22 protein-coding genes and 3 rRNA genes are annotated in these 26421 nt (G+C 56.2%); 16 read left to right on the plus strand and 9 right to left on the minus strand.

The window, feature by feature from the left end:
* Positions 1-152: 152 nt before the first annotated feature.
* Complete coding sequence (locus FRH_RS06280) at positions 153-401, minus strand: YheV family putative zinc ribbon protein (RefSeq protein WP_139528559.1); 249 nt, start codon at positions 399-401, stop codon at positions 153-155.
* 57 nt (positions 402-458) lie between these two features.
* Positions 459-2507, minus strand: coding sequence for an oligopeptidase A (gene prlC / locus FRH_RS06285; RefSeq protein ID WP_281997978.1), 2049 nt, complete (start codon positions 2505-2507; stop codon positions 459-461).
* 202 nt (positions 2508-2709) lie between these two features.
* On the opposite strand from prlC, the gene FRH_RS06290 reads away from it, so the two are divergent.
* The 3 genes from FRH_RS06290 (at position 2710) to FRH_RS06300 (ending at position 5416) form a co-directional block, all read left to right on the plus strand.
* Positions 2710-4050 (plus strand): sodium-dependent transporter, encoded by a 1341-nt coding sequence (locus tag FRH_RS06290; protein ID WP_139528557.1) that lies wholly within the window; start codon positions 2710-2712, stop codon positions 4048-4050.
* A 52-nt stretch (positions 4051-4102) separates the two neighbouring features.
* Complete coding sequence (locus FRH_RS06295; protein ID WP_139528556.1) at positions 4103-4654, plus strand: gamma carbonic anhydrase family protein; 552 nt, start codon at positions 4103-4105, stop codon at positions 4652-4654.
* Positions 4655-4744: 90 nt separating this feature from the next.
* Positions 4745-5416 carry a metal-dependent hydrolase gene (locus tag FRH_RS06300; protein ID WP_139528555.1) on the plus strand — a complete coding sequence of 224 codons (672 nt, stop codon included), beginning with the start codon at positions 4745-4747 and terminating at the stop codon, positions 5414-5416.
* Here FRH_RS06300 and FRH_RS06305 read toward each other — a convergent pair.
* Genes FRH_RS06305 through FRH_RS06315 form a run of 3 tightly spaced genes read right to left on the minus strand, consistent with a single transcriptional unit; the run spans position 5392 to position 9447 of the window.
* The gene (locus FRH_RS06305) at positions 5392-6774 is read right to left on the minus strand and encodes a sigma-54 dependent transcriptional regulator (protein ID WP_139528554.1); all 1383 of its coding nucleotides are present in this window, start codon (positions 6772-6774) and stop codon (positions 5392-5394) included. The genes FRH_RS06300 and FRH_RS06305 overlap by 25 nt on opposite strands.
* Positions 6767-8680 (minus strand): ATP-binding protein, encoded by a 1914-nt coding sequence (locus FRH_RS06310; protein ID WP_139528553.1) that lies wholly within the window; start codon positions 8678-8680, stop codon positions 6767-6769. Before FRH_RS06310 ends, FRH_RS06305 begins: the two co-directional genes overlap by 8 nt.
* Positions 8677-9447, minus strand: coding sequence for a GntR family transcriptional regulator (locus FRH_RS06315; protein WP_139528552.1), 771 nt, complete (start codon positions 9445-9447; stop codon positions 8677-8679). Before FRH_RS06315 ends, FRH_RS06310 begins: the two co-directional genes overlap by 4 nt.
* Before the next feature lie 322 nt (positions 9448-9769).
* Between FRH_RS06315 and lldD the strand changes: the two genes are divergently transcribed.
* From lldD to rrf, 4 genes are all read left to right on the plus strand, one after another.
* Positions 9770-10933 carry an FMN-dependent L-lactate dehydrogenase LldD gene (lldD, locus tag FRH_RS06320; RefSeq protein WP_139528551.1) on the plus strand — a complete coding sequence of 388 codons (1164 nt, stop codon included), beginning with the start codon at positions 9770-9772 and terminating at the stop codon, positions 10931-10933.
* 493 nt (positions 10934-11426) lie between these two features.
* A 16S ribosomal RNA gene (locus tag FRH_RS06325) occupies positions 11427-12959 on the plus strand.
* A gap of 293 nt (positions 12960-13252) precedes the next feature.
* Positions 13253-16143: ribosomal RNA gene (locus FRH_RS06330) — 23S ribosomal RNA — on the plus strand.
* Between the two features lie 155 nt (positions 16144-16298).
* Positions 16299-16414: ribosomal RNA gene (rrf, locus tag FRH_RS06335) — 5S ribosomal RNA — on the plus strand.
* The 16S, 23S and 5S rRNA genes sit together here, the layout of an rRNA operon.
* 129 nt (positions 16415-16543) lie before the next feature.
* Here the strand turns inward: rrf and FRH_RS06340 are convergent.
* The 4 genes from FRH_RS06340 to flgA form a co-directional block, all read right to left on the minus strand.
* Positions 16544-17284 (minus strand): SDR family NAD(P)-dependent oxidoreductase, encoded by a 741-nt coding sequence (locus FRH_RS06340; protein WP_139527765.1) that lies wholly within the window; start codon positions 17282-17284, stop codon positions 16544-16546.
* A 71-nt stretch (positions 17285-17355) separates the two neighbouring features.
* Positions 17356-17805, minus strand: a complete 450-nt coding sequence (locus FRH_RS06345; protein ID WP_139527767.1) for a flagellar protein FlgN — start codon at positions 17803-17805, stop codon at positions 17356-17358.
* Positions 17802-18068 carry a flagellar biosynthesis anti-sigma factor FlgM gene (flgM, locus tag FRH_RS06350; protein WP_139527769.1) on the minus strand — a complete coding sequence of 89 codons (267 nt, stop codon included), beginning with the start codon at positions 18066-18068 and terminating at the stop codon, positions 17802-17804. The genes FRH_RS06345 and flgM overlap by 4 nt, the downstream gene beginning before the upstream one ends.
* A gap of 85 nt (positions 18069-18153) precedes the next feature.
* The gene (flgA, locus tag FRH_RS06355) at positions 18154-18780 is read right to left on the minus strand and encodes a flagellar basal body P-ring formation chaperone FlgA (protein ID WP_239296410.1); all 627 of its coding nucleotides are present in this window, start codon (positions 18778-18780) and stop codon (positions 18154-18156) included.
* A 285-nt stretch (positions 18781-19065) separates the two neighbouring features.
* On the opposite strand from flgA, the gene flgB reads away from it, so the two are divergent.
* The 9 genes from flgB to flgJ are packed head-to-tail and all read left to right on the plus strand — an operon-like array spanning position 19066 to position 26401.
* On the plus strand, positions 19066-19494 hold the full coding sequence (flgB, locus tag FRH_RS06360) for a flagellar basal body rod protein FlgB (RefSeq protein WP_139527772.1): 429 nt from the start codon (positions 19066-19068) through the stop codon (positions 19492-19494).
* A 25-nt stretch (positions 19495-19519) separates the two neighbouring features.
* Positions 19520-19930, plus strand: coding sequence for a flagellar basal body rod protein FlgC (gene flgC / locus FRH_RS06365; RefSeq protein ID WP_139527777.1), 411 nt, complete (start codon positions 19520-19522; stop codon positions 19928-19930).
* Positions 19931-19932: 2 nt separating this feature from the next.
* Complete coding sequence (locus FRH_RS06370; protein WP_196781571.1) at positions 19933-20625, plus strand: flagellar hook assembly protein FlgD; 693 nt, start codon at positions 19933-19935, stop codon at positions 20623-20625.
* 36 nt (positions 20626-20661) lie between these two features.
* Positions 20662-21879, plus strand: coding sequence for a flagellar hook protein FlgE (gene flgE / locus FRH_RS06375; RefSeq protein ID WP_139527779.1), 1218 nt, complete (start codon positions 20662-20664; stop codon positions 21877-21879).
* A 31-nt stretch (positions 21880-21910) separates the two neighbouring features.
* The gene (locus tag FRH_RS06380; RefSeq protein ID WP_139527780.1) at positions 21911-22669 is read left to right on the plus strand and encodes a flagellar basal body rod protein FlgF; all 759 of its coding nucleotides are present in this window, start codon (positions 21911-21913) and stop codon (positions 22667-22669) included.
* A gap of 30 nt (positions 22670-22699) precedes the next feature.
* A complete protein-coding gene (gene flgG, locus FRH_RS06385) occupies positions 22700-23482 on the plus strand; it encodes a flagellar basal-body rod protein FlgG (protein ID WP_139527781.1) in 783 nt (260 codons plus the stop codon).
* A gap of 37 nt (positions 23483-23519) precedes the next feature.
* Entirely contained in the window at positions 23520-24209 is a 690-nt protein-coding gene (locus FRH_RS06390) for a flagellar basal body L-ring protein FlgH (protein WP_139527782.1), read from the plus strand.
* Positions 24210-24251: 42 nt separating this feature from the next.
* The gene (locus tag FRH_RS06395; protein ID WP_139527783.1) at positions 24252-25379 is read left to right on the plus strand and encodes a flagellar basal body P-ring protein FlgI; all 1128 of its coding nucleotides are present in this window, start codon (positions 24252-24254) and stop codon (positions 25377-25379) included.
* Positions 25379-26401, plus strand: a complete 1023-nt coding sequence (gene flgJ, locus FRH_RS06400; protein ID WP_139527784.1) for a flagellar assembly peptidoglycan hydrolase FlgJ — start codon at positions 25379-25381, stop codon at positions 26399-26401. The genes FRH_RS06395 and flgJ overlap by 1 nt, the downstream gene beginning before the upstream one ends.
* Positions 26402-26421 lie beyond the last annotated feature (20 nt).

Here is a 26421-nt window from a genome sequence, read left to right on the forward strand (position 1 = left end):
AAAATGGTCTTCAACTTTGGTTGAAATGCAAAACGCGGTAAGTGTCTGGCTTTTCGCACGGGGTAAGCGGGGTGATGTGCGGAATTCCGCACACCTTGAGTGGGCAGCGCCTTAGTCGCTACCCGGGGTTGGTCGATGGGTCGGCGAGGGCGTTACTTCTTTTTGCCAGGATCCAGAATACGCACAGGCTGCACGTCCTGGACTTTTTGCTCATCGCGCACTTGATTCACACGAGTGGTGAGTTCAGGGGCTGCGTCGTCCTCAATGGGCAACTGTTCGAAAAAATCGCAGCTGACGCACTCCCGGTAGCGAATACCGTTTTGCTCCCAAGCGCGAATACGGTCCATGGCGGCGCAGCGTGGGCAAGTCACCCCCGCGATAAAACGTTTAACACTCGACATCGGTTTGGCTCCCAAGGTGCGACGGCTGAGCCGCCGCACCGTATCGAAACGGTCGGTTTAGGCCGCGCGGATACCGCTATGGCGTAGCAGCGGCTCGACGCTGGGTTCACGGCCCCGGAAAGCACGGAATAGCTCGGCGGCATCCCGAGCGCCGCCTTGCTCAAGAATTTCCTCGCGGAAGCGCTGGCCAGTGGTGGGATCAAAGATACCCGCCTCTTCAAAGGCACTCCAGGCATCGGCAGAGAGGACCTCCGCCCACTTATAGCTGTAGTAGCCAGCGGCGTAGCCGCCTGCAAAGATGTGGCTGAAGCTATTTTGGAAGCGGTTGAAGTCGACCACCGGTACGACGGAGGTTTGGCGACGCACGTCGTCGAGCAGCGCTTGTACATCGCTAGCCGAAGGTGCTTCCAGCTCATGGTGGAGGCGCAGGTCGAACAGTGAAAACTCGATCTGTCGCACCATGCCCATGGCAGACTGGAAGTTTTTGGCCGCTTGCAGACGCTCGAACAGAACGTCTGGCAGCGGTTCGCCGGTGTCTACGTGTTTGGCTAGCAGGTCGAGGCCTTCTCGCTCCCAGCAGTAGTTCTCCATGAACTGGCTGGGCAGTTCTACCGCATCCCAGGCGACGCCATTGATGCCTGAGACGTCGGCCACCTCCTGCTTGGTCAGCATGTGATGCAGGCCATGGCCGAATTCGTGGAACAGCGTGGTCACTTCGTCATGGGTGAGGAGCGCAGGTTTGCCGCCCACCGGCGCGGTGAAGTTGCAGGTCAAAAAGGCCACGGGGAGCTGCACGCCGTTATCGGTTTTGCGGCGTACCCGGCAGTCGGCCATCCACGCGCCGCCACGTTTCCCTTCACGGGCGTAGAGATCTAGATAGAAACCGGCAATCGACTTGCCGTGCTCGCTGATGCGGTAAAAGCGGACATCGTCGTGGTAGCTCGGGGCGCTGTCATCCGCTTCGATATGCACGTTATAAAGACGCTCGACGACCTGGAACAAGCCATCGACGACCCGTGGCGCGGGGAAGTAGGGACGCAGCTGCTCTTGGGAGATAGCGTAACGCGCTTCGCGAAGCTTTTCACTGACGTAGGCGACATCCCAGGGTTTGAGCGTCTCGATGCCGAGCTCGTCGCGGGCGTAAGCGCTGAGCTCGGCAAACTCCTCTTGCGCTTGAGGCTTGGCGCGACGGGCGAGATCTTCCAGAAAGTCCAACACCTGCGTGGGGGAGTCCGCCATTTTGGTGGTCAGCGAGTAGTCGGCGTAGGTCGCGAAGCCCAGCAGCTGCGCCAACTCCTGACGCAGGGCTAGAATCTCTTCCAAAATGGGCGCGTTGTCGAACTTACCCGCGTTGGGACCCTGGTCGGAGGCTCGGGTCACGAAGGCGGTATACACCTCCTCGCGCAGTTCACGGCTGTCGGCGTAGCTGACGATGGGGAAGAAACTCGGGAAATCCAGCGTAATACGGTAGCCCTCCACGCCTTTGGCATCTGCCAGGGCTTTGAGGGTTTCCAGGGCGCTCTCAGGAACGCCAGCCAACGACGCACGATCCTGAATGTCTTTGTGCCACGCCTGAGTGGCATCCAGCACGTTGTTGGAGAACTGATTAGACAGCGTCGAGAGGCGGGATTGAATCTCGCCGTAGCGAACCTTCTTATCCGCAGGGAGATCGACCCCGGCCAGGCGAAAATCGCGCAGGGCGTTATCCACCGTACGCTGTTGGGCGGCCGTCAGCGTTGACCAACTCTCGCTCTCTTTTAGCGCCTGCCAGCCTTTGAACAGCCCTTCGTGCTGGCCAACCCAGGTGCCAAACGCAGAGAGTTTTTCCAGACAGGCTTGGTACGCGTCGCGCAGCTCTGGCGTGTTCATGGTGCCGTTGAGGTGCGATACCGGCGACCAGGCTTGGGAAAGACGGTCATTCACGCCTTCCAGTGGGGCGGCAAAATTCTCCCATGTGGGTGGCGTCGTAGCGGCCTGTTGGGCGAGTCGATCAATCGCCTCGCGGCTTTCATCGAGCAGCGTTTCTACGGCGGGCACTACGTGGTTGGCACGAATGTCGGCGAAAGGGGGAAGCTCGTGACTCTCTAGCAACGGGTTGCGGGACATAAGTACCTCGGCAGTCATCAAGTGAAGGTGCACACAATGCATGCACTGATGATGACACAGTGCGGGCAGTAGGGCGCTGTTTCAATGCTCGGCCCGCTGCAAGCGTTTGGCCTGGGGGCGGGTGCCTGCTAGTCTTGCCGCCTTTCCATATCCTTAATTTGCAAGTGTCACCAAACAATGCCACCCATGGCAGGAGCAAGTAATGAGTGAAACGCTAGAGCGCTGGGGGTCGAAGCGGGCCTTTATCTTGGCGGTAACAGGTGCTGCGGTTGGGCTGGGTAATATTTGGCGCTTCCCCTATGTGGCGGGAGAGAACGGCGGCGCTGCTTTTTTGCTGATTTATGTGGCGTTCGTGTTGCTACTTGGGATTCCCGTGATGATGGCGGAAATTCTCATCGGGCGTGCCGGGCGGCGCGGGCCGATGCAGGCGCTCGGCGTGTTGGCATCCGAAGCCGGGGCGTCACGGTACTGGCGTTGGCTGGGGCTGTTTGGTGCGTTCACCGTGTTCTGTATTTTGTCGTTTTATTCGGTGGTGTCCGGCTGGTCGATCGAGTTTCTGGTCGCCTCGGTGAACGGCAATTTCCACGGCGCCAGCGCTGCCGAGATCGGCGCGGGGTTCGAAGCCTTTCTAGCGAATCCAGGGCTGCTGATCTTCAATCACTCGCTGTTTCTGTTCATGACCATGACGGTGGTGGCCGCGGGCGTCGCCAAGGGACTCGAGCGTCTCAACAACCTGCTGATGCCGCTGCTTTACGGCTTGCTGCTGCTATTGGCCGTTTACGCCACTACCACCACAGGTTTTGGCACGGCGCTGTCCTGGCTCTTTCTACCCTCCTTTACCGACGTGACGCCCGCGGTTGTATTGCACGCCATGGGTCACGCGTTCTTTACCCTGGCTGTCGGGGCCTGCGCGTTGATGGCATACGGTGCTTATATGCCCGATGAGCAGAGCCTGCCCAAAGCGGCTTTCGCTGTGGCAGTGCTGGATATCAGTGTGGCGCTGTTGGCGGGCATCGCGATTTTCTCGGTGGTGTTTGCGCAAAGCATGGACCCTGCCGATGGCCCAGGACTGATGTTCGTGACGCTGCCGATCGCGTTTTCCGAGCTGCCGTGGGGCTCGCTCTGGCTCAGCGTTTTTTTCTTACTGCTGCTGCTCGCCACGTGGACCTCGGCGATCAACTTGGCCGAGCCAATGGTGGCAACGCTGCAAGGGCTGGGTTGGCGACGCAGTGTTTCCACCGCCGTGGTGGCCATCAGCGTTTGGCTTCTCGGCCTGCTGTCGGCGTTTTCATTTTCCACGCTGGCCGAGTTCCGGCCACTGCTTGGCCGTAACGTGTTCGAGCTAGTGAGCAGTATTCCGCCTGACATCTTTCTACCCTTGGGCGGTTTGCTGATTGCCACCTTTGCCGCCTGGGTGATGCCGCAAGCGCTGGTCGTGAAAGCGCTGGGCGTGGGCGATGGTGGTTATGTCCTGTGGCGCACTATCGTCCGCTGGGTATCGATTCCACTGACGTTTATCGTTCTACTGGGTGGGTTGTTATAGTTCCCTCATCATGTGTCGTTACGAAACGCGAAATGCTTCAGAGGAGTGTGCCATGAGCAGTGCCTTAAGGACCTATCAAGGCGTCTCGCCGCAGTTGGGTGAGCGTGTCTATATCGACCCCGCTAGCGTGGTGATCGGCAATGTCACGCTAGGCGACGACTGTTCTGTATGGCCGATGACCGTGATTCGTGGCGATATGCACCGTATCACCATTGGCGCGCGGACCAGCGTTCAGGATGGCAGCGTGCTGCACATCACCCATGCGAGCGACTTCAATCCGGAGGGTTTTCCGCTGACCATTGGTGACGACGTGACCATCGGCCATAAAGCCATTCTGCATGGCTGCACGCTGGGTAACCGTATCCTGGTGGGAATGGGGGCAATCGTCATGGATGGGGCCGTCGTCGAAGATGAGGTCATCATAGCCGCTGGCGCCGTGGTGACACCCGGGAAACGGCTGGAGAGCGGCTTCGTTTATGCAGGCAACCCGGCAAAAGCGCTGCGCCCGCTGAAAGAGAAAGAGCGCGCCTTCTTTCCTTACACGGCGGGTAATTATGTCAAGTTAAAAGACCGGTTTCTCAGTGATACCGACAGCGGACGCTAAGCGCTTGCCTAACCACTCTTTTTTCTAAAATAGCCATGTTGCGCTCTCTAAAAATCTGGTAATTTATCCAGTTTTCTAGGGTGCCGCGACATGGCTAATTTTCGCACGCATATTACGGTAGCAGCAGCGGGCGGCACGCTAATGGCTTACGTTGGCTGGCAAGCCCAGTGGTGGGGAGCGCCTCAAGCACTGCTGGTCATTGCGCTGGTGGCGTTTGGCGGGATCCTGCCTGACATCGACGCCGACCGCTCTCGCTCTATACGACTGATTTTCAATCTATTATCCGTTCCTTCGCTGGTGTTGGGCGTGCTGCTGCTCCAGCCCTGGCTGACGCCTGGGTTGCTGCTGGTGGCCTGCGGGGGCATCTATTTTTCGGTGCGCTATTTAGCGGCGGTGCTATTTTCGCGCCTGACCGTGCATCGTGGTATCTGGCACTCGCTGATGGCGGCAGGGCTCTGTGCGCTGGCCGCCGCCGCTATCAGTTACCACGTATTGGCGCAGCCTGCCTGGCTGGCGTGGTCCCATGGAGCGGCGGTGTTGTTGGGTTTTATCATCCACTTGGGCCTGGACGAGCTGTTTAGTGTCGATTTGGAAGGTGCACGGCTCAAGCGCTCGTTCGGGACAGCGCTGAAGCTGGGGGATAGCCGCCGTCCGCTATCCAACCTATTGATGCTGATCGCCCTGTTGGTGCTGATGCCTTGGGTACCCCCCTGGAGCGTGCTGCTGGAGTTATTTCATCAAGGCTCGCTGCTGTGGCGATAGTCATCGGCGCTGAGGCCATGTTTCTTTAGCTTGTCGTAAAACGTTTTACGCGGAATCCCTAAATGACGACACACATCGGTCACTCGGCCATGATGACGTGCCAGGGATTGGCTGATCAGACTTTTTTCGAACAACTCTACTTGGCGTGGCAGCGTGGGTTCTTGCGTATCTGCGGTGACCCCCTCGAGCAAGACATCCAGACGGTAGTCGAACGCCGCGCCTAACAGCACGTAACGCTCTGCTAAATTGCGCAGCTCGCGAACGTTGCCAGGCCAATCGTGGGCCAACAGGGCCGCAACCGCATGGCTATCCAGGGTAGGCGCTTCCAAACCGCTGCGGTTGGCGGCGACGACGGCAAAGTGCTGGAACAGCAGGGGAATATCTTCGCGCCGCTCACGCAGAGCGGGAAGGGGCAGCGTGACCACGTTGAGTCGGTAGTAGAGGTCTTCACGAAAGCGCCCTTCCTCCGCGGCCATTTTTAGATCCACTTTGGTGGCAGCGATCACACGAATATCGAGCGGCACTGCTTCGTTGGCGCCGAGGCGCTCCACGCTACGCTCTTGCAATACGCGCAGCAGTTTCACCTGCAGCGCCAGCGGCATCGATTCGATCTCATCCAAAAAGACCGTGCCACCGTTGGCATGCTCGAATTTGCCAATGCGCCGCTCCACTGCGCCAGTAAATGCCCCTTTCTCATGACCAAACAGTTCGGATTCGATCGTGTTTTCTGGCACCGCGCCGCAGTTGATGGCCATAAAGGGGCTGTTACGCCGGGCGCTACGCTCATGAATCGCCCGAGCAACCAGGTCTTTGCCGGTGCCGGTCTCGCCAAACAACAGCACGTCGGCCTCCACTTGGCTGATGCGCTGAATCATCGCGGCGAGACGTGAGATCACTGGCGTTCTCCCGACCAGACGTGGCCCTAGTGCGGCTTGCTGCACCTCTAGCTCGGCTTTCAAACGCAGGTTTTCGAGGCTGAGCTGGCGCTTTTCGATGCCACGCCTCACCACATCCAGCAGCTGGTCGCCTGCGAAAGGCTTTTCCAGGAAGTCCCAAGCGCCTGCCCGCATTGCCTCCACGGCGGTGGAGATATCGCCGTGGCCGGTAATCAGAATGATCGGCAGCGTGGCGTCGCGGCTATGCAGTTCATGCAACAGGGACATGCCGTCCATGCCTGGCATTCGAATATCGCTGACGATGACGCCGGGGAAATTGGCTGGCAGTGCGGCCAGTGCCTGCTCGGCCGACTCGAAGCAGTGGGGCGTATAACCGGCGAGTTCTAAGGTTTGACTGGCGGTGATACGAAGATGCGGCTCGTCGTCGATCACCATGACCGGCAGTGTCGACGGCTCATGCATGGGAAGGGTTCTCCTCTTCATGGCGGGAGGCGGAAGGCGCTGGCGAACGTGGCAGAGTTACCGTAAAGCAGGCGCCGCCATCGACAAGATTGCGGGCCTGTAGCTTGCCTCCCAGGTCCTCCATAATACGCGAGGAGATCGAGAGTCCTAGCCCTAGTCCGCTGCCCGGCGCTTTGGTGGTAAAAAAGGGCTCGAAAATATGGCCTAGATGATCCGTCGCAATGCCTGGGCCATTATCTGCCACGCTGATGACGATGTGCGCGTCGTCTATTTGGGCACTCAGCGTCAGAACAGGTGCCTCGGCCTCCTTCATTGCCTGAACCGCGTTGCCAATCAGGTTCACGAGTACCTGCTCAAGGCGCACTAAGTCGCCCTCTACCCAGAGGGTCTCTTCGGGCCACTGATGAACCACGTGGATAGCGTCATCGCGCAGGCGACTATGAAACAGGCGCAGGGCGTACTCGATGCATGCTTGAACCGAAATCGTTTCTTGACGATCGCTGCTTTTGCGAGAGAATTGGCGCAGTTGGGCGCTAATGTCGGCCATGCGTTCAGTGAGTTCGACGATATGCGCCAAGTTGGCGTCAGCGCGCTCGATGCGTGCCAGCTCGATAAAGCGCCGGGCGTTTTCGGCGTAGGCGCGAATGGCGGCGAGGGGTTGGTTGAGCTCATGGTTGATGCCCGCCGCCAGTTGACCTAGCACGGCGAGCTTGGCGGCTTGGATCAGTTCATCCTGGGTTTGACGCAAGTTGGCCTCTGCTCGCCGCCGCTCTTCGATTTCATCCGAAAGACGCTGATTACTGGCGACCAGATCCCGGGTGCGACGCTCGACGCTGACTTCAAGCTCATCGCGCACCCGGGCCAACGTTTGACGCTCTCGCTCGGCAAACGCTTCACGCTCTCGACGTAACCTTAGGCGCTGCCAGCCAATGCCGCCTGCCAGGGCGATAACGCTATAGAGCCCCCCTGCCATAAAAGCGGCAATCCACTGAGCATTGATGACCGGCGTCAGCGGTTTGAGAATATGCATTTGCCAGCCAAACTCAGGAATTGGCCGGGTGAGGCTTAAATAGCGACCCCCGCTCAGTGGGCCATGCGCGAAGCTCACCAAATAGCTGCCGGGCGCGTAAGGAGTATCCAGCTGAATGCCGGAGGGCGATAGCGGCTCCATGGCGTAACGGCGAGTAGCGCGCAGTGCGTTGCGCTGGACGTCGCTCAATGGGTAGAGGGCATTCATGCGCAGTTCGGGGTGGCTGGCCATGAAGATGATGTTGTCGCTATCGGTGACGAACAGTTCGGCGTCCTGCTCGGCCCAACTCTCCTCGACGTCATCGAGCAGCACTTTTACCACGATCACACCATCGGGCTTGGCATCGGGAGAGGTGTCGTCCAGCCACACCGGAGAGGAAAAGTAGTAGCCGCGCTCTAACGACTGGATCCCTAGCCCAAAAAAGCGTCCCTGGCCACCCGCGATGGCATCGGAGTAGTAGCTGCGAAACGCGTAGTTCTGACCAATGAACGTGTTGGGGCGATGCCAGTTGCTAGCCGCGATGGTGTCGGCATCGCGATCAAGCAGGTAAACGTCCGAGACGCCTGAAGTGAAACGAAAACGATCCAGCAGCAGGTTGAGTGGCATGGGGTCCTGGCTTTCGGGGGAGTCCAAGAAGCGTTGGATGCCTTCCCGCGTGGCCAGCATTTGTGGCAGGTAGTCGTAGCGCAGCAGATAGCCGTTCAAGTTGGCTGCAGAAAGGCGCAGCTCGTTTTCGGCATCATCTTGAAGATTCGAGAGTGCCTGCTCACGAGCGAGCTGGGACGCTTGCCACATACATAGCAGTAGCCCTAGGGGAATGACGATCAGCCATAGCAGCCGCCAGCGCCGCGCGGTAGGACTGACATGACTGTTCATGCCGGGCTGCTGGTGCCCTGGGCACGGCGTAACGCGCGCTGGGCGCGAGTCTCGGCTCTGGCCATCTCCAGCAAGCCCTCCTCTACGTACACCAAGTGTTCATGGGCGCGGGCGCGGGCGTCTTCGGCACGGCCTTCTAAGATGGCGTCCAGTAAAGCACGGTGCTGTTTCATGAGTTGCGTGCGCGAGTCGGGCTTGGCAAACAGATGGGCCAGATTATCCACGATGCTCTGCTCGAGCAGGTGGAAAATGCCGCGGATGGTGTGCAGCAGCAGCACGTTGTGCGCTGCTTCCGCAATGGCAAGATGAAACGCGGCGTCTAGTTTGGCTTCCTGCGCAGGATCGGCACCGACGAAGCCACCGTCCAGCTCCTCGAAGCGCTGAATGAGCACGGCTTTGTCGGCAGGCGTGGAGCGAAGGGCCGCATAATAGGCGGAAATGCCCTCCATGGCGTCACGAAATTCCAGCAGGTCCAAATGGAATTCGTTATGGCGCGAGAGCATTTCCAGCAGCGGATCAGTGTAACCACTATTCAGCGTTTCATTGACGAAGGTGCCGCCTCCCTGGCGGCTGATGAGCAGGCCGCGAGCCGCTAGCTTCTGAATGGCTTCGCGCAGCGAAGGGCGCGATACGCCGAAACGCTCGGCAAGCTCCCTTTCTGGCGGTAAACGTTGGCCGGGCTTGAGGCTGCCTTCCAAGATCATGGCTTCCAGGCGTTCCGTTATCACGTCGGCAAGGCGCTGTTGACGGAGCGGAGGGTAGGTCATTGGTGGGGCTCCCTTAATTGGTAAGACCAATAGTAAGGTGTTTTAGAGCGCTACTCAAGCAGCGAATACCCACCGTGTTAGCGACTGCGAGTAAACTAAAGTATAAAGTTGGTTTGCACGTCAGAAGGGATCTTCGTTTGACATACCACCAGCTTGTCATTAACGTTATTGATCATTATTTGTAAATTGGTATTACCAATATTGGCTTGATGACAGGCGTGTCGCTGTTTGCGGTCGGTCGGAGTGTAACGCCATCATCAGCGAATTCGCGCCTACTTTTAATGGCTACTTACAATAACGTCTTTCGTGCATAGGGCCCGTCATGATCATCTCTGCTTCTACGGACTATCGGCAGGCTGCCAAGCGCCGCCTTCCCCCCTTCCTCTTTCACTATGCCGATGGTGGGTCGTATGCCGAGCATACATTGCGGCGAAATGTCGACGATCTGCGTGACGTCGCGCTACGCCAGCGTGTGCTCAAAGACATGTCGTCGCTGTCACTGGAAACCGAGCTGCTGGGTGAGAAGCTAGCGATGCCGCTGGCGCTGGCGCCCGTCGGGTTGGCGGGTATGTATGCTCGACGGGGAGAAGTCCAGGCGGCGCGTGCCGCGACCAAGAAAGGGATTCCTTTTACACTCTCTACCGTATCGGTTTGCCCCATCGCAGAAGTGGCCGCTGCCGTCGATCGCCCCATTTGGTTCCAGCTCTACGTGCTAAAAGACCGGGGCTTCATGAAACATGTTCTTGAGCGCGCCAAGGCGGCAGGTGTGAAAACGCTGATTTTTACCGTCGATATGCCGGTGCCCGGCGCGCGCTACCGCGATGCGCACTCCGGCATGAGCGGCAAGCACGGTCCGACACGACGTATACTTCAAGCAGCGCTGCATCCTCTATGGGCTTGGGATGTCGGTGTCAAAGGTCGGCCCCATGATCTGGGCAACGTGTCCGACTACCGGGGTAAGCCCACCGAGCTGGAGGATTATATCGCTTGGCTGGGGAATAACTTCGATCCGGCGATTTCCTGGAAGGACTTAGAGTGGATTCGGGAGTTTTGGGACGGTCCGATGATCATCAAGGGGATTCTGGATCCGGAAGATGCGCGGGATGCCGTGCGCTTTGGTGCCGATGGGATCGTGGTGTCCAATCACGGCGGCCGGCAGTTAGATGGCGTGCCTTCAACCGCGCGTGCGCTCCCTGCCATTGCGGATGCGGTGAAAGGTGATCTGGCGATTTTGGCCGATTCTGGCGTGCGCAGTGGTCTCGATGTCGTGCGCATGATTGCCATGGGGGCGGACACTGCGCTCATTGGTCGTGCCTTCATCTATGCACTGGCAACGGCAGGCGAGGCCGGAGTTGCTCACCTGCTCGATCTGTTCGAGAAAGAGATGAAGGTAGCCATGACCCTGACAGGGGCTCGTACGATTGCCGATTTGAGTTCTGAGTCGCTAGTAGCTGGGGCGATGGGCGCGATGACTCCTCCAGCCTAAGGAGGACAGCATTTCAGCTTGGCAGAAAGATGTTGGAGTTTTTTTACAAAACCCTCTTGCCAACCCGGCATCGAATCCGTAAAGTACGCATCCGCTGCCGGGGACGCCCAGCGTTACCAGCGGTGATGAGGTTGAAAAACCTCTTGTTTGTCAGGAAGTTAGAGCTCTGTGGTAGGTTGGTCAGATCGCTCGCTTCGCCCGCTGAAAACAGCGGTTGACAAACGCCACGGAATGCGTAGAATACGCCTTCCTCGCTGAGGCAACACGGGTCAGGTCATCGAGCCCGCCGCAGCGACATTAAGAAAGTTGCTCTTTAACAATTTGATCAGGTAATTCATGTGGGCGCTTGCCGATGAGGGTGATAAATCACCTATTATCAAGGCAAGCGACTCGTCAAACAGGCTTCGGCCTAATGAATGAATTCGTTTGACCCTTGAGCCAAGTTTGGTTCGCTTCTGTTGCTTCGGCGACAGGCAAGAACCGCATTGATCTTAAACTGAAGAGTTTGATCATGGCTCAGATTGAACGCTGGCGGCAGGCCTAACACATGCAAGTCGAGCGGTAACAGATCCAGCTTGCTGGATGCTGACGAGCGGCGGACGGGTGAGTAATGCATAGGAATCTGCCCGGTAGTGGGGGATAACCTGGGGAAACCCAGGCTAATACCGCATACGTCCTACGGGAGAAAGGGGGCTTCGGCTCCCGCTATCGGATGAGCCTATGTCGGATTAGCTAGTTGGTGAGGTAACGGCTCACCAAGGCCACGATCCGTAGCTGGTCTGAGAGGATGATCAGCCACATCGGGACTGAGACACGGCCCGAACTCCTACGGGAGGCAGCAGTGGGGAATATTGGACAATGGGGGGAACCCTGATCCAGCCATGCCGCGTGTGTGAAGAAGGCCCTCGGGTTGTAAAGCACTTTCAGCGAGGAAGAACGCCTAGCGGTTAATACCCGCTAGGAAAGACATCACTCGCAGAAGAAGCACCGGCTAACTCCGTGCCAGCAGCCGCGGTAATACGGAGGGTGCAAGCGTTAATCGGAATTACTGGGCGTAAAGCGCGCGTAGGTGGCTTGATAAGCCGGTTGTGAAAGCCCCGGGCTCAACCTGGGAACGGCATCCGGAACTGTCAAGCTAGAGTGCAGGAGAGGAAGGTAGAATTCCCGGTGTAGCGGTGAAATGCGTAGAGATCGGGAGGAATACCAGTGGCGAAGGCGGCCTTCTGGACTGACACTGACACTGAGGTGCGAAAGCGTGGGTAGCAAACAGGATTAGATACCCTGGTAGTCCACGCCGTAAACGATGTCGACCAGCCGTTGGGTGCCTAGCGCACTTTGTGGCGAAGTTAACGCGATAAGTCGACCGCCTGGGGAGTACGGCCGCAAGGTTAAAACTCAAATGAATTGACGGGGGCCCGCACAAGCGGTGGAGCATGTGGTTTAATTCGATGCAACGCGAAGAACCTTACCTACTCTTGACATCCTGCGAATTTGGTAGAGATACCTTAGTGCCTTCGGGAACGCAGAGACAGGTGCTGCATGGCTGTCGTCAGCTCGTGTTGTGAAATGTTGGGTTAAGTCCCGTAACGAGCGCAACCCTTGTCCTTATTTGCCAGCGCGTAATGGCGGGAACTCTAAGGAGACTGCCGGTGACAAACCGGAGGAAGGTGGGGACGACGTCAAGTCATCATGGCCCTTACGAGTAGGGCTACACACGTGCTACAATGGTCGGTACAAAGGGTTGCCAACTCGCGAGAGTGAGCCAATCCCGAAAAGCCGATCTCAGTCCGGATCGGAGTCTGCAACTCGACTCCGTGAAGTCGGAATCGCTAGTAATCGTAGATCAGAATGCTACGGTGAATACGTTCCCGGGCCTTGTACACACCGCCCGTCACACCATGGGAGTGGACTGCACCAGAAGTGGTTAGCCTAACGCAAGAGGGCGATCACCACGGTGTGGTTCATGACTGGGGTGAAGTCGTAACAAGGTAGCCGTAGGGGAACCTGCGGCTGGATCACCTCCTTAACCGATGACTCATCCTCGCGGTAAGCGCTCACAATGAATTACCTGATCAGAATGCTGTCGTTACGCAGTGATAAGCGTTTTCTTCACATTAAAAAAAGAAAAAAGGTCTTTCCTTTTCTTTTGAAGTGAAAAAAGCATCCGCTTATCACTGCGCATAGCAGTCGCTCTTTAACAATGTATATCATGCTGACATGAACGTTTTATAACGTTCATACGTAATTGTTAAGTGATACGTCTCAAGCGTATCCGGCAATCGTTATCATTGCGAGACACCAGACCCCTTCGGGTTATAGGGTCAAGCAATGAAGCGCACACGGTGGATGCCTAGGCAGCCAGAGGCGATGAAAGACGTGGTAGCCTGCGATAAGGTTCGGTGAGGTGGCAAACGACCTGTGACCCGGACATCTCTGAATGGGGAAACCCACTCATCACAAGATGAGTATCTTGCGCTGAATCCATAGGCGTAAGAGGCGAACCAGGGGAACTGAAACATCTAAGTACCCTGAGGAAAAGAAATCAACCGAGATTCCCCTAGTAGCGGCGAGCGAACGGGGACCAGCCCTTAAGCGTGTGAAAGATTAGGCGAACAGACTGGGAAGTCTGGCCATAGCGGGTGATAGCCCCGTAGTCGAAAATCTGATCACGTGAAATCGAGTAGGTCGGGGCACGAGAAACCTTGACTGAAGACGGGGGGACCATCCTCCAAGGCTAAATACTCCTGGCTGACCGATAGTGAACCAGTACCGTGAGGGAAAGGCGAAAAGAACCCCGGAGAGGGGAGTGAAATAGATCCTGAAACCGTGTGCGTACAAGCAGTAGGAGCGGACTTGTTCCGTGACTGCGTACCTTTTGTATAATGGGTCAGCGACTTATATTCAGTGGCGAGGTTAACCGTATAGGGGAGCCGTAGGGAAACCGAGTCTTAACTGGGCGACACAGTCGCTGGATATAGACCCGAAACCGAGCGATCTATCCATGAGCAGGGTGAAGGTTGAGTAACATCAACTGGAGGCCCGAACCAGGATCTGTTGAAAAAGATTTGGATGACTTGTGGATCGGAGTGAAAGGCTAATCAAGCTCGGAGATAGCTGGTTCTCCTCGAAAGCTATTTAGGTAGCGCCTCACGTATCACCGCCGGGGGTAGAGCACTGTTTCGGCTAGGGGGTCATCCCGACTTACCAACCCGAGGCAAACTCCGAATACCGGTGAGTGCCAGCGTGGGAGACACACGGCGGGTGCTAACGTCCGTCGTGAAAAGGGAAACAACCCAGACCGTCAGCTAAGGTCCCCAAATCCTGGTTAAGTGGGAAACGATGTGGGAAGGCTCAGACAGCTAGGAGGTTGGCTTAGAAGCAGCCATCCTTTAAAGAAAGCGTAATAGCTCACTAGTCGAGTCGGCCTGCGCGGAAGATGTAACGGGGCTAAACCAGGTACCGAAGCTACGGGTTCACACTATGTGTGAGCGGTAGAGGAGCGTCGTGTAAGCCGATGAAGGTGTGTTGAGAAGCATGCTGGAGGTATCACGAGTGCGAATGCTGACATGAGTAACGATAAAGGGAGTGAAAAACTCCCTCGCCGGAAGACCAAGGGTTTCTGTTCGACGCTAATCGGAGCAGAGTGAGTCGGCCCCTAAGGCGAGGCCGAAAGGCGTAGTCGATGGGAAACGGGTCAATATTCCCGTACCGGACATGATTGCGATGGGGGGACGGAGAAGGCTAGGTGAGCCAGGCGTTGGTTGTCCTGGTGAAAGTGAGTAGGCTGAGCGCTTAGGTAAATCCGGGTGCTCAAGGCCGAGACACGAAACGAAGACACTACGGTGTCGAAGTCATTGATGCCACGCTTCCAGGAAAAGCCTCTAAGCTTCAGATCATGTGCGACCGTACCCCAAACCGACACAGGTGGTCAGGGTGAGAATCCCAAGGCGCTTGAGAGAACTCGGGTGAAGGAACTAGGCAAAATGGTGCCGTAACTTCGGGAGAAGGCACGCCGGCATAGGGTGAGAGGACTTGCTCCTTCAGCCCGAACCGGTCGAAGATACCAGGTGGCTGCAACTGTTTAGTAAAAACACAGCACTCTGCTAACGCGCAAGCGGACGTATAGGGTGTGACGCCTGCCCGGTGCCGGAAGGTTAAGTGATGGTGTTAGGCCTCGGCCGACGCTCTTGATCGAAGCCCCGGTAAACGGCGGCCGTAACTATAACGGTCCTAAGGTAGCGAAATTCCTTGTCGGGTAAGTTCCGACCTGCACGAATGGCGTAATGATGGCCACGCTGTCTCCACCCGAGACTCAGTGAAATTGAAATCGCCGTGAAGATGCGGTGTACCCGCGGCTAGACGGAAAGACCCCGTGAACCTTTACTATAGCTTCACACTGGACGCTGATGTTGCCTGTGTAGGATAGCTGGGAGGCTTTGAAACCCGGACGCCAGTTCGGGTGGAGCCAACCTTGAAATACCAGCCTGGCATCATTGGCGTTCTCACTCAGGTCCGTGATCCGGATCGAGGACAGTGTGTGGTGGGTAGTTTGACTGGGGCGGTCTCCTCCCAAAGCGTAACGGAGGAGCACGAAGGTACCCTCAGCACGGTCGGACATCGTGCAATGAGTGCAAGAGCATAAGGGTGCTTGACTGCGAGACAGACACGTCGAGCAGGTGCGAAAGCAGGTTCTAGTGATCCGGTGGTTCTGTATGGAAGGGCCATCGCTCAACGGATAAAAGGTACTCCGGGGATAACAGGCTGATACCGCCCAAGAGTTCACATCGACGGCGGTGTTTGGCACCTCGATGTCGGCTCATCACATCCTGGGGCTGAAGTCGGTCCCAAGGGTATGGCTGTTCGCCATTTAAAGTGGTACGCGAGCTGGGTTTAGAACGTCGTGAGACAGTTCGGTCCCTATCTGCCGTGGGCGTTGGATGTTTGAGAAGAGCTGCTCCTAGTACGAGAGGACCGGAGTGGACGACCCTCTGGTGTTCCGGTTGTCACGCCAGTGGCATTGCCGGGTAGCTATGGTCGGACGGGATAACCGCTGAAAGCATCTAAGCGGGAAGCCCCCTTCAAGATGAGACATCCCCGAGACCTAGAGTCTCCTAAAGGGCCCAGCGAGACCAGCTGGTTGATAGGCACGGTGTGGAAGCGCTGCAAGGCGTTGAGCTAACGTGTACTAATGGCCCGTGAGGCTTGACCCTATAACACCCAAGGGGTCTGGTCGCCGTGATAACGATCGAGTGGACAGCCACTCGGAAAACCGGATACGCATTCGCCCGCCAAGACGCTGGCGGACATGAGACGATCACTTACCGCGTCAACGACGCACTCAGCATGATATGCATTACCCGTTACGCCTGACGACCATAGCACGCGTGAACCACCTGATCCCATGCCGAACTCAGAAGTGAAACCGCTTAGCGCCGATGGTAGTGTGGGGTCTCCCCATGCGAGAGTAGGTCATCGTCAGGCACTTATACCGCAAAGAACCCAGCCAACCGGCTGGGTTTTTTGTTGTGCGCTCGATAAGCCCCGTACACACCGTGTGCGGGGCTTTTTGCTGTAAGAACTTCTAATAATTAAGCGAAAATACCAAGGTCGTTACCACTCGATCGACTCACCCGCCCAGTCCCAAAAGCTGCCGGTTTCCTCGGGGGATCTCTTGTTTATGACCTCGATTAGCCGTGTTGACACGAACTCTGGGCTGAACAACTTTTCGGCAGGGACGCGTGCTTGAAACGGCTTCGACAGAGAGCTGTCCGTCGTGCCTGGGTGAAGACAAAGAACGATCGACTGTTTATTAAGCCTGCTCAGCTCGATGGCCGCTGTCTTCATCAACATGTTGTGCGCAGCTTTACTGGCACGGTAGCTATACCAGCCGCCGTACCCATTGTCGGTAATGGAGCCGACTCGAGCAGAGAGGCTGGCGATGATCGTGGGGTGCTGGCCTTGCAGTGAGGGCTTGAGGGCACCAATGAGTAGCGCAGGCGTTGCCGCATTGACGTGCATGACGTGGGCAAAGGCTGCCTCATCCAACTGCTCTAGTCGTTTTTCGGGTTGTATGTGCTTAGACGTATCGTGAAGAACGCCCACGGCATTGAAGAGTAAGTGAACGGGCTGCCCATCCAATGCGTTACACAGCGCATCGCGACCTGTCGACGTGGTGATGTCCGCGGAAAGCGCCTCGAGTTTTGGATGCTGCATCGCTATCGTTGAACGGCTAGCCGCAATGACGCGCCCTGTTTGAGGTGCAGCCAAAAGGGTGTGCAACATGGCACGACCAATGCCGCCATTGGCACCTGCAATAACGGCGGTAAAATCTTCGGGGAGATAGGGAAACATGACACGCTCCAATAGTGAACAGTGTTGTTCTCATTGAAGCGTTTTGTATAGGGTTTGTCTATGCTTGTCGTTCAAGCCGACGCATTGATACGTCCTGGCTGAGCGCTGTTACGACCATTCGGTTTATACAGGGTTTTCTCGGCAATTTGCCGGATATAGTCGAGCATTTCTTGATTGTGCTTCATGCGCACGGACAGCATTTGGCCGGTCAGCGCGTTCATGCGTGATACGCGTTCACTCTTTTCGAGCAGGCTTTCCCAAGTGGCTAAGCAATCGGCATCGGTGGCAGCTTGTTTGGCGCCAGGAGCGCCTTCTGGATAGCCAAGCTTGGTTTGAACGCCGCGGCGTAAAACTTCCATACGCTCAAGCTCTGCAAGCAGTGCCTGTTTCTTGGCAGCGATGTCTGTTAACACTTCACCATCGATACTGCCTTTGGTCAGCTGCTCTTGCTCATCGGTAAGTAGCTCGATAAGTGCTTCAAGACGCTGCAACTGACTGGAAAGAAGGCGTGATAGGCTCATAGGTCTTTCAAGTTGGCAAGCAGGCCATCAGCGATTCGGTCGGCACGTACTTCAAGCCGACCTTCGCGAATGGCATCGCGAATTTCTTGGACTTTAGTCATGTCGATATCTTGACTATCATCGATCCTAGACTGGCTAAGCTGAGTGGCTTCACGGGTCGTGTTACCCGTTTCCGATGGCTTGGTGCCACTGATTTTTTGAGCATCGTCACGCTGCTGCGCTGGTGTATTACGAAGCAGCGGATTAAGGTTATCAATTTTCACGTTGTTGGCCTCATCGTCAACGTTGGGGCGCCGTGCGCTATATGATCCTTTATCGGCTTCCTAAAAAGAAACTTTAGATGATCGGCTAAAAATCCACCATCAAAGTCCCTTGGCCAATCACTCGCGCATTCATGATGTCTCGAGGGCCAAAACGCACACGAATGGTCTCGCCCTCTGCGCCATCCGTTAGCGCTTCTCCTTCCCTTGAGACGCGAAAGCCAGAACCTTCTGCTATGACCGTGACGCGCTGGCCGCGTTCAACGAGGCTGGGAGCTTGTAAGAAATGTGCTTGGAAGGTGCTACCGCTGCGAATGGGACGCTGAGCAACTTTGCCAACGACATCCTCCTCACTGGTTAGCGATTGAGATGACAGATCACTCAGATTGCCTTCACGCTGAGCCAGCATGGACGATGTGATGAGTGTGCCGCGGGCAATGTCTTGGCCAGCCACGATGTAGCGACCTATCACATCTACTTGGGCTTGCAGATAGCGAGTTTGGCGTCCGTCTTCTCCGCAGCGAACGCCCACCGACACACGACCGATTGGCGCTTGGTTTGCATTAGGGAGAAAGGGGGAGGGTTGAAGGCAGGGTGGCAGGTGCGGCGATGGTGGTGCGATATCGATGACGACCTCCTGCCCCAGTGTTTGAGTTTCTTGGTACAGAAACTGCTGCACTGTGTCGAGCAGCGTTTGATCCGTAGCTTGCGCCAAGACGGGCTGAGGAGCGCCGACATAAAGAAGTAATAACAAAACGTTAAGAACTATTGAGCAGCGTGCAGCAAAATGCAGCAAGTAGCGCATGAGAAGATCGCTCAGTTTAGAAAGACAGATGGCAAGCATCAGCCCGGCAGTGTAATGCAAAAGTACCCCACGCATCATGGGAAATGCTGGTGTAAACGGTAGCTGTTCCATGCTTTAAGGTGAAAGCCGCACGCCTATTATTCATCATCAACAATTTCCGATTTATTTTTTGCCTCTCAGCGAGCGAGGGTCGGCATGATCGATCAGCTTGAATCTGCCTTTAACTTTCACCAGCAGGCGCTAGGGTTGCGGCAGCAACGACACCAAGTACTTGCCGCCAATATTGCCAATGCCGATACCCCCAACTACAAAGCGCGAGACATCGATTTTGCCAGCGAGTTGAAGAAAGCCGTCGATGGTGGCCAAGCTCAGCAGCAGCGCGGTGGCTTGGCGTTGGCGCGTACGTCAGACCGGCATCTGGCAGGTGAAGGGCCAGCTTGGCGAGGCGCAGGAAGTGCAGATTTACTGTATCGGATTCCAGACCAGCCCAGTTTGGATGGTAACACTGTCGATATGGATCGCGAGCGAACACAGTTTGCCGACAATGCGGTGCGCTATCAGGCCGCGCTCACCATTATGAACCGTCGTATTCAAGGCCTGAAAAATGCGATGCAGCCTGAATAACCTAGTAATAGGAGAAGAATAAGCTATGTCGATGTTTTCAGCGTTTGAGATCGCCGGTTCCGCCATGAGCGCCCAAGCCCAGCGAATGAACGTCACCGCCAGCAACATGGCGAATGCCGATAGCATTGCGGGCCCAGATGGTGAGACGTATCGCTCCAAACAGGTCATGTTTGAGACCCAGTCCCAGAATAATCGTTTTGGCGTGGGTGGGGTGCGGGTTACTGAAGTCGTGGAAGACGACTCTCCGCTACGTATGGAGTACATGCCGAATCACCCCGCCGCCGATGAAGAAGGCTATGTGGCTAAGCCTAACGTGGATCCGGTGCATGAGATGGTCAACATGATTTCTGCGTCACGCTCTTATCAAGCCAACGTGGAAGTCTTCAACACAACCAAGCAAATGATGGTTCAAACGCTGTCGCTCGGTGAGGGCTAATAATGAATATTGACACGAGTGTCGTTAATAGTATCAACAGCAGTGGTTCGACCGCTGGCCTCTCCACGCGGCAGTCCGCTGAGCTGCGCGATAGCTTCATGACCCTGCTAATTACACAGCTCCAGAATCAAGATCCGCTCAATCCGATGGATAATTCGGAAATGACGTCTCAGCTTGCTCAGATCAATACCGTCAGCGGTATTGAAGAGCTGAACGCTACTTTGAATGGCATTACCCAACAGATGGATGCGGCACAAACGCTGCAGGCCGCAGGCCTGATCGATAAGGCCGTGCTGGTTCCTGGTAATAACGTAATGGTGAGCGTGGATCCTGAGAATGGTTCCTACGCTACGCCGTTCGGCATCGAGTTGGATACCCCTGCCGAGAAAGTTGAAGTCACCGTGACGAGCCAATCAGGGGAAGTGGTTTACACCAATAACTTAGGCCGCGTGGCTGCAGGCGTAGAATCGTTTAGTTGGGGTGGGATGACCAATGGCGGCGAAGCGGTTCCTGAAGGCGCTTACCGGGTCAATTTTAAAGCAACCAATGCCGAGGGCGAGTTGCTAGAGTCACGTGCCTTGAATTATGCCCTTGTTCAAGGCGTTTCGCCTGGAGCGGGGGGCAGTGATGTACGCCTTGACCTTGGCGCGATCTATGGCCAAGTGACACTCGATCAAATCAAACAAATTCTTTGATGATTCGCTAGCCGACACTTTTTCCAGGGGAATATCATGAGTTTTACGCAAGCACTCAGTGGTTTGAACGCTCAGCAGCAAAAACTAGGCGTGGTGGGTAACAACATCGCTAACTCGCAGACTGTTGGCTTTAAAAGCTCCAATATTCAGTTTGCGGATGTATTTGCAAACTCGCGCGTTGGTTTGGGGGTGCGAACATCTGCTGTATTGCAGAATTTCAGCCAGGGTAACATCGAATCCACCAGCCGTAACATGGACTTAGCCATTGCAGGTGAAGGCTTCTTTCGCTATCAGCAGCCGAATGGCGAGATCGGGTATTCTCGTAACGGCCAGTTAACCATGACCGCTGATGGCCGTCTTGTGAATGCTCAAGGCGCGCAGATTATGGGTTACCCTGCCGATGCCGAAGGTAACGTACAAGAAGGGGGTAATGTCGTCCCGATGGAAATTCCGCCGGGTGACTTACCTGCAAACGCTACGACAGAGTTAGGTGTCTCGTTGAACTTGAACTCTGGACAGCCAGTCATTGCTGCTGCGTTTAACGCCGATAATGCGAATACCTACAATTACTCCACTAACGCGACTGTCTTTGATTCGCAAGGTAACGCACGTAACTTAACCCTCTACTTTACAAAGACAGCGGCTAACCAGTGGAACGTGAATGGTCGCCTCTCGGGTGGGCCTGCTGATGGCGGCACCTACGACGTCGCGTTAGGTAATCTCACCTTTACCCAAAACGGTACTCTGCAGGCGGAGAACACCAATAATGCCACGTTCAATAATAATGAGTTCGGGGCAGGCAATCCGTTAGCGGCTTTGGATATTGAGCTGAGTTTCGAGGGAACGACACAGTTTGCCAGTGAGTCCACGGTCAATGACACTATTCAAGACGGCTATACCGCAGGTGCTCTCGTGGGTATCACCATTGAGGAAGATGGCACCATCATGCGTAACTACTCCAATGAGGAGTCGCGTGCCGCGGGGCAAGTGACACTGGTGACGTTCCGTAATCCTGAGGGCCTGCGTCCTGAAGGGGATAACCTATGGGCCGCTACCGGCACCTCAGGCCAGGAACTTCTAGGTGCCCCAGGGGCTGGTTTGCGTGGTTTGATCCAACCAAATGCGATCGAAACATCCAACGTTGATATGGCGCGTGAATTGGTCGATATGATCGTGGCTCAGCGTGCGTACCAAGCAAACTCCCAGACCATTAGCACCCAGGACGAGCTGCTGCAAACCATCATTAACATTTAATGACTGGGCGAACGGGTAAGGAGTAAACGTCTTGGATCGCATGCTTTATACCGCCATGAGTGGCGCAAAACACACGATGGATCAGCAGTCGGTAGTGAGTAATAACCTATCGAATGTGTCGACCGCTGGGTTCCGCGCTCAGCTTCAGGCCGTGCGCTCTGTGCCCGTGCAAGGCGATGGTGCATTGCCTACCCGGGTATCTGCCGTTGCCACGACGCCGGGAACCGATTTCTCGCAAGGCCCCATCGAGCGTACTGGGCGTACGTTGGACGTGGCCATGCAGGGGAATGCTTGGATGGCGGTGTTAGCAGACGATGGGACCGAAACCTATACCCGACGTGGTGACTTGCAGCTCGACAGCGATGGTGTGCTGTTGAGTGTCGGCCGTCCCGTCATGGGTGACGCTGGCCCCATTGCGGTGCCACAGGGGGCGCAAATCTCTCTAGGTGCCGACGGCACGATTAGTGCGATTCCTCAGGGAGAAGGTCCCGCGGCAATGGTGGATGTTGGTCGTATCAAGCTCGTGACGCCAGATGAGCTGGGTCTGGAGCGCGGGGATGATGGTTTGTTCAGAGCGCCCCCTGGTGCAGATGGGGCGCCTGGTGTGCTTCAAGCTGACGAAGATGCACGGTTGGTTAGCGGTGCGCTGGAGGGCAGTAACGTGAGTGCCGTCGATGCCATGGTGTCGATGATCGACGTAGCGCGCCGTTACGACATGCAAATGAAAATGCTCAGCTCGGCGGATGAAAATGCTCAGCGAGCCAACAGTATTCTCTCTATTCAAGGCTAATTGCAGCCACTCAGCCAAGGGAACCTACGTATGATCAAGTCTTTGTGGACTGCTAAAACCGGGCTCGAGTCCCAGCAAACCAAACTCGATGTCATTTCGAATAACCTTGCGAACGTGAGTACCAATGGTTTCAAGCGTTCTCGGCCTGTTTTTGAAGACCTGCTTTATCAAAACATGCGTCAGCCGGGTGCCCAGAACAACATTCAGGACCGCCTGCCTTCTGGTATGCAGATTGGCACCGGGGTGCGTGCCGTGGCCACGGAGCGTCTGCACACTCAAGGGGGCTTGGAAGAAACGGGCAATTCCCGAGATCTTGCGATCAATGGGGAAGGCTTTTTCCAGGTGTTGTTACCTGACGGCACAATTGGCTACACCCGTGACGGCAGTTTTCAGCTAAACGAAAATGGTCAGATGGTCACCGCCAATGGCTACCCGATTGAGCCAGCGATCTTCATTCCCGCCAATGCGTTATCGGTCACCATTGGGGAAGATGGAACCGTAAGTGTTCGGCAGCCTGGTATCGCTCAAGATGCCGATATTGGGCAGATCAACGTTGCCTCCTTTATCAATCCAGCAGGCTTGGAAAGCATCGGTGGCAATCTTTACCTGGAAACCGGTGCCTCGGGCGCCCCAAACCAAAATGCGCCGGGTAACAACGGTGCCGGACGACTGTTCCAAGGATATGTGGAGACATCGAACGTGAACGTCGTCGAAGAAATGGTCAATATGATCCAAACGCAGCGTGCCTATGAGATCAATAGTCGTGCTATCTCTACCAGCGATGAAATGCTAGCGCGTCTAAGCCAGCTCTAATGTCAAAGTTCGTCAGGGCTTCTTAACAGGTCGCGCTATGCTGAAATCAAACTTTAAGTTACGCCGCATCGTGATGGCGAGCTTGGCACTACTGGTGTTATTGACGGCAGGGTGCGCGCAGATACCTCGGGCATCGGTCGTCGGTGAGCAAGAGCAAATCACCATTGTCGATCGGCCGCCACCGATACCCAATGGCTCCATCTACCAGGCACGTCGTGGCTATCAGCCGCTGTTCGAGGACCGCCGTCCCCGTACCATCGGCGATATTCTGACCATCGTGCTCGATGAAGAGGTGAGCGCGAGTAAGAATGCCCAATCCAATGCCAACCGCTCGGGCAGTGCAAGCCTTAACCTGGCCCAGCTACCCGACGTGTTGGATACGCTGGCGGAGTACGGTTTCGATATCGAAGGCGCCAGTGACTTTGCAGGCGGTGGCGGCTCACAAGCCAACAATACGTTTACCGGTACGATTACCGTGTCCGTGTTGGAAGTCATGAATAACGGGAACCTGCGCGTGCGCGGTGAAAAGCAGATTGCGATCAATCAGGGCACCGAGTTCATTCGTTTCTCGGGTGTCGTGAATCCTCGCACGATTACCGCGCAAAACACCGTGCCGTCGACTCAAGTCGCCGATGCGCGTATCGAGTACGTGGGCGATGGCTATATCAACGAAGCGCAGCATATGGGGTGGCTGCAGCGCTTTTTCCTGAATGTGTCGCCGTTCTAGGCGTGTCAACAAGCTCGACAACAGAGACCTGGTGAAATGGCTATGCAGTGGAAAGCGTATCGATATCTAACAGCAACCTTGCGTATCGTGACGCTGTTGGCGCTTTGTTTGGTAATGCTGCCAGCCCACGCTGAACGCGTGCGCGAACTGGCGAGCTTTGCAGGCGTGCGAGATAACCAGTTAGTTGGCTATGGCTTGGTGGTGGGGTTAGACGGTAGCGGTGATCAGACCACCCAAGCGCCATTTACTAGCCAGAGCTTGACCAACATGCTGTCGCAGTTAGGCGTGACGGTGCCGCCAGGCACCAACCTACAACTGCGTAATGTGGCCGCCGTCATGGTGACGGCAGACCTTCCTCCGTTCTCTCGTCCCGGGCAGCGTTTGGACATCGTCGTTTCTTCGATTGCCAACGCCAGCAGTTTGCGGGGCGGTACGCTACTCATGACGCCGCTCAAAGGCGCCGATGGTGATACGTACGCGATTGCCCAAGGCAACATGCTGGTAGGTGGTGCGGGAGCACAAGCAGGCGGCAGTAGTGTGCAGATCAATCAGCAGGCGTCAGGCAGGATTCCTAACGGCGCCCTGGTCGAGCGGGAAGTGCCGCTCAACTTGGGGGGCAACGGCGGGGTGTTGGAGCTGCAGCTCAATGACGCCGATTTTGGTACCGTGCAGCGCATGGTCTCTGCCATCAACAGTGAATTCGGGCAGTCCGTTGCCTACGCGCGAAATGGACGGGTCATCGCCCTCGATGGTCCTATGGATGCCAATGACCGCGTCAATTTCATGGCGCGAGTCGAGAACGTGCAGGTGACGCCCACCGAAGCGCCCGCTAAAGTCGTGCTGAACGCACGAACCGGTTCCGTGGTGATGAATAGTGCGGTGACGCTACGTCGTGCGGCCGTCGCGCATGGCAATCTTTCGATCATGATCGACACCCAGTTTGGCGTGAGCCAACCCAACCCCTTGGGGCAAGGCGACACCGTGGTCGTGCCGGATGCAGATATCAATATCGAACAGCAAGAGGCGTACCTACAGATCGTCGAAGGGGCTGACTTGGCGGAAGTGGTGAACGCGCTCAATGCGTTAGGCGCCACCCCTCAAGATTTAATGTCAATTCTGGAAGCATTGAGAGCTTCGGGCTCTTTGCGTGCTGAGCTGGAGATCATTTAATGAGTATGGGGGATATGACCAGTCAGTTCGCGCTGGATATGAGCGGTTTTCAGCGGCTACAGCACAATGCCCGCCTCGACCCGGAGGCTGGGGTGCAAGGCGCAGCGCAACAGTTTGAAGCCCTTTTTATCCAAATGATGGTCAAAAGCATGCGGGATGCCACGCCAACCTCAGGGTTGCTAGAGAGCCGCGACACGACCTTCTATCAATCCATGCTCGACCAGCAGTGGTCACAGGTCATGGCTTCCCGAGGCATTGGCTTGGCCGATGCATTGGTGGAACAGTTACAGCGTCAAGGGGCGGTTGGTCAAGTTAGCAACCCTGATCAAGAACTTCAGGCACTGATTGCAGGTATTCCTCGTGGGACGCCGCGCGTGCTAGACAATCCACTACAGCCGAACAGTGCTCAGGCGCCTGCCAATACGACGGGTAGCGGCCGTTTTTATGACGAGCTGGACGCCGTCCAGCAATTGGAATCCAGCAGCGCACCCGCCATGTTGGCGGAGCCCCGGCGTCCGGTGACGTCTTCCCATGACCATGTCGAGCGTTTCTTAAACACGCTGGCCACGCCTGCCCAGGCGGCGAGTGCTGCCACGGGGGTACCTGCTGAACTCATTTTAGCGCAGGCAGCCCTGGAGACGGGCTGGGGGCGTCACGAAATAGCCACTCGGCAGGGGCATAACAGCTACAACGTATTTGGTATCAAAGCCGGTAGCCATTGGCAGGGCAAGACCACCGACATCGTGACCCATGAGTACGTGAACGGTCGCCGTACGCAGGTCGTCGATACGTTTCGTGTCTATGACTCGTTCGAGCATGCCTTTACCGATTATGCCAATTTGATTGGCAACAACCCTCGCTATGCCGGTGTTCTACAAGCGGCCAATGCGGAGCAGGCTGCCCGTGAGTTGCAGCGCGGCGGCTATGCGACCGACCCGCGTTACGCCGACAAGCTGGTCTCGGTCATGAACACGATGGGGCCCTTAAATACAGCGGAGAGTTTGCTGGCGGATTCTCGCTAGCGATGCCTCAAGTTTGCCTG

The organism is Halomonas sp. A020 (assembly GCF_027943625.1).
Classification (GTDB): domain Bacteria; phylum Pseudomonadota; class Gammaproteobacteria; order Pseudomonadales; family Halomonadaceae; genus Vreelandella; species Vreelandella piezotolerans.